The following is a 3992-nucleotide window of genomic DNA, read 5'->3' on the forward strand; positions in this document are numbered from 1 at the left end:
CGCCGGCCCGGTGACCTCCGGCACGCCACTCCTGGAAGTCGGTGACACCGCGAACATCGAGGTCGCCGCCGATTTCCTCACCACCGATGCGATGGCGGTCCAGCCCGGCGCACGCGCCACGATTCACGATTGGGGCGACGGACCTCCGCTGTCAGCTCGTGTGCGTCGAATCGAGCCGGCCGCGTTCACGAAGGTGTCCCCGCTTGGTCTGGAGGAACAGCGCGTGTCGGTGGTGCTCGACGTCACAGCCCCCCGACCGTTGGCGTTCGGACACGAGTACCACGTCAAGGTGGCCATCGTGGTCTGGACGGGTGAAGACGTCTTGACGATTCCGTCCACCGCCCTCTTCCGTGTGGGTGATGAATGGGCGGTGTTCGTGGTGCGGAACAGCCGAGCGCAACTCACGCGCGTGGTCGCTGGTCGATTCGACGGGACACGAACGGTGGTCGAGCGCGGCCTTGCACCCGGTGACCGCGTCGTCATTCAACCCTCTGACGCGCTGAAGGACGGCAGTCGCGTCGCCGCGCTGGTGTCGACGACTCGCTGACCGGAGTTGAGATGGATACCGCTGTCGTGCTCGACCAGGCCGATCTGCACGTGAAACGAACGGCAGAAAACTACCGGCGTGGCTATTCGCTGCGGAGCGCTACGTTGGGATCGACCGCCGCGGCCCTGCGGGCCGGCAAGTAGCAGGCGAAGAACGCGGCACAGATCAACGGAATCGGCGTCACCACCAGCATCCACGGATCGACGATGGCGACGTCCAGCTCGAGATACGCGCGCGCGATCGCCCGGCCGACGAGGCCAATCGACAACCCGAAGATGAGCCCGTCCAGGACAGGACGATAGCCGTCCACGAGCACCATGCGCTTGATCTGTCCGGCGGTGGCTCCCAACGACATCCGCACGCCGATCTCCTGCGTGCGGTTTGCAATGATATGCGACTGGATGCCGTAGAGGCCCGCCATGGCGAGAAGCAGCGTGATCGCGCCGAGGCCGACCGCCGTCATGCCGAGGCCGCGTAGGACTTGAAAGGGTCCGGCGAGCACCGATCGTCCGGTCCCGATGGTGTCGACCGCCACGTCCGGATCGGCACGCCGGATGGCCTCGCGCATCGCGCCCACCGCATTCGTCACCGATCCGGATGCCCGCGCGACGACCGTGATGAGCGGCTGGTAGTGCTGCGTCAGCGGCACGTAGGCCAGTGGCCGCGGATCCGCGAAGAGACTGCCCACGTCCGTATCGGCGGCAACGCCGACGATCGTGGCCGTCGGGGACCGCGTCGGGCCGACCGCCATCTCGCGCCCGACGACGTCGGCGGTACCGAACATCTGCCGTGCGGTGAATTCGCTCAGGACCACGACGCGTGGCGCGGCCGGCCCGTCGCGATCGTCGAAACCGCGTCCACGAAGGATCTCCACCCCCAGCGTTCGGAACATCGAGGGGGCCCCGGCGATCGTCGTCACCACCTGCGGGTCCATTCGCGCGGCGCTCGTCTGTTCCAGTGGTGAGATGGACAGACGCAGCGTACTCGGCACGCCGAAGGGCAATCCACTCGACAGTGAGGCCGCCTCGACCGACGGATGGCGCCGCAGCTCGTCGAGTACCCGGTCGAAGATGCGCCGTGCGCGAGGCTCGTTCCACTCCGGCGTGTCGAAATTGAGAACGGCGACGGCGATTCGATCCAGGTCGATGCCGGAATCATGGCGCGCCTCCGCGATCGAGTACTTCACGAACATGGTGGCGATGATGAAGAACCCGGCCGCGATGGCGACCTGCCACCGCAGGAGAAGCCGCTGGCGTCGGCCGCGCTGCGGTCCGGCGGCCGATCCGCCGGCGAGCGCGCCGCGAACGTCGAGCGTGCGCGTCAGCTGAATCGCCGGCTCGAGGCCGAAGACGACGAGCGCGATGAGGAGCGACGAGACCGCGATCGTCAGCGCCGGCACGTTCAGCGCGGGATGAAACGACAGCGTCGTACGGCCGCCGAAAGGCATGGCGAGGCTGAACTCGGTGTCCATCACGACGCGCAACAGCTCGAACATGACGTAGGACGCGAATGCGCCGCCGGCCGCCAGCATCACGCTCTCGACACACTGTTCGCGCACGAGCCGCCACCTCGATGCGCCGAGGGCGTGCCGCACGGCGAGCTCGCGCAGCCGTGTACTTCCGCGGGCGAGCACGAGGTTGCCGAGGTTCGTGCAGGCGACGACCAGCACCAACCCGACGAGCGCCACGAGCGTCATCCCGAACCGGCGCACGGCGGAGTCCTCGTCGTCGGAGATCGCCGCCATGGTCTTTGCGCGCCACGGGCGATCCGTGGCGCCGACGCCCTTGCCACGGAATCGCGGCGGAAAAGACTCGTCGAGCCGCTCGGCGATGGTCTGCATTTCCGCCGATGCCGCGGCGATCGTCACCTCCGTTGCGAGGCGGCCAAAGACGGTGAGCCGTCGATCGTCTCGTGCTGTGGCGCGCGGCGCCGCCGTCCGGGGGGGCTCCTTCAACCGTGACTCGGTACCGAGTGGAATCCAGAACTGCGTGCCCACCAGCCATCCGCGAGGACCGCTGAACGAGGCCGGCGCCACGCCGATAATCTCGAAGGGTTCTCCGGAGATCGCCACGGTGGCGCCGACGATCCGCGGATCGGACGCGAACCGCCGTCGCCACAGCGTATCGCTCAGCATCACCACACGTCCGCCGCCGGCATCGTCGCCCGGCTGAATCGTGCGTCCGAGCCTGGCGCCCACGCCGAGCGTGGCGAAGTACGATCCGCTCACCGACTCGCCGATGACCATCTCCGTCACGGACGGCAGGGCAAGGCGGCGAACGAACGTGGCGGACGCGGCGACGTGGGAGAACGACGTCTGGGCGGTCTGCACATCGCGGAAGTCCGGCTCCGACACCGTGCCGGTCAGCAGCCGTCCGCTGTACGGGGTGACGATGACGGCGACGCGATCGGGCTCGTGGATGCCGAGGCCGCGCAGGAACACCGCATCGACGATCGAATACACGGCTGTCGTGATCGCGACGCCGACCGCGAGCGAGAGAATCGCGAAGGTTGTGAAGAGAGGCGTCGCGCCGAGCCGCCTGAGCGCGAGCCTGATGTCGCGGCCCACGGCTGTCGAGCGTAGCACGCCCGGCTACCCGCCGATCACGACCTTGAAGCCGCCGCCGGTGTAGAAATGCCCTCCGTCGTCGGAGAACACCGAATGGCCGATGTTCGCGTACACGACGCGTTGCGCACGCCGTCGATGATGCCGGCGTTCACCAGCACGAGCCGATCTCGCTGGAGGTCGATGCTCGATTCGGTGCGAAGCTCGATCATCGCGGCGACCTTCCGCGTGAACGACCGGCCGAATGCGAAGTCGAATCCGGATGCGAGCTCCCGCGATGGATCGTGCAACGGTTTTTCGACCTCGCCGTTGACTTGAACGCGTGAAACTCGCGCGCGACGAGGAGCGGCAGCACGATGGTCTGGCGTGCGAGAGTCCTTCTCGCTCGCGTATCGTTTCGTCGGGCGGATTGTCGCCGTCCAGAAATATTCCGCATCGTTTATCGCGTAAACGGCGCGTCGTCGGTGACGCGGGTTCCCTGAAGGACCTCCAGTTGGTACCAAACCTGCCCCTCTTGGTATGGACTCGTTCTAGCGGCTGATTTCCTGCAGCATTTCGAGAGTGGCAGTGCCCTTCTCCGGGATGCCGTGGGCTGCCCACGGAATGTCGTAGCCAGCCTGTCGCGTCGGAGCGGCAAGACGTCCTCAGGCATCGAGCACGCTGAGAAATGACGGGCCTTGGGACGCCGGTCCGATCCCATGGCGGACGACGGATCTGAGAGGGAAGCCCAATGGAACGCAGAGCACGTCGTCGAGGATTGGTTGTCGGCGTCATCGCGGTGGCCGTTCTTTCCCTGGTCCCCCAACTGACATGGGCGCAGAACGCCGCGCCACAGGCACGACCAAACATCCTCGTCATCTTCGGCGACGACATCGGCATCAC

3 protein-coding genes are annotated in these 3992 nt (G+C 66.8%); 1 reads left to right on the top strand and 2 read right to left on the bottom strand.

Annotation, left to right across the window (positions count from 1 at the left end; translation table 11 throughout):
- A partial coding sequence (locus VGQ44_17860; protein ID HEV8448704.1) for an HlyD family efflux transporter periplasmic adaptor subunit occupies positions 1-547 on the top strand: 547 nt, incomplete at its 5' end.
- Between the two features lie 82 nt (positions 548-629).
- On the opposite strand, the gene VGQ44_17865 is transcribed toward VGQ44_17860, so the two are convergent.
- Positions 630-3131 carry an ABC transporter permease gene (locus VGQ44_17865; GenBank protein HEV8448705.1) on the bottom strand — a complete coding sequence of 834 codons (2502 nt, stop codon included), beginning with the start codon at positions 3129-3131 and terminating at the stop codon, positions 630-632.
- Between the two features lie 17 nt (positions 3132-3148).
- The gene (locus VGQ44_17870) at positions 3149-3400 is read right to left on the bottom strand and encodes a hypothetical protein (protein HEV8448706.1); all 252 of its coding nucleotides are present in this window, start codon (positions 3398-3400) and stop codon (positions 3149-3151) included.
- Between the last annotated feature and the right edge of the window lie 592 nt (positions 3401-3992).

The organism is Gemmatimonadaceae bacterium (assembly GCA_036003045.1).
In the GTDB taxonomy this organism is placed as follows: Bacteria; Gemmatimonadota; Gemmatimonadetes; order Gemmatimonadales; family Gemmatimonadaceae; genus JAQBQB01.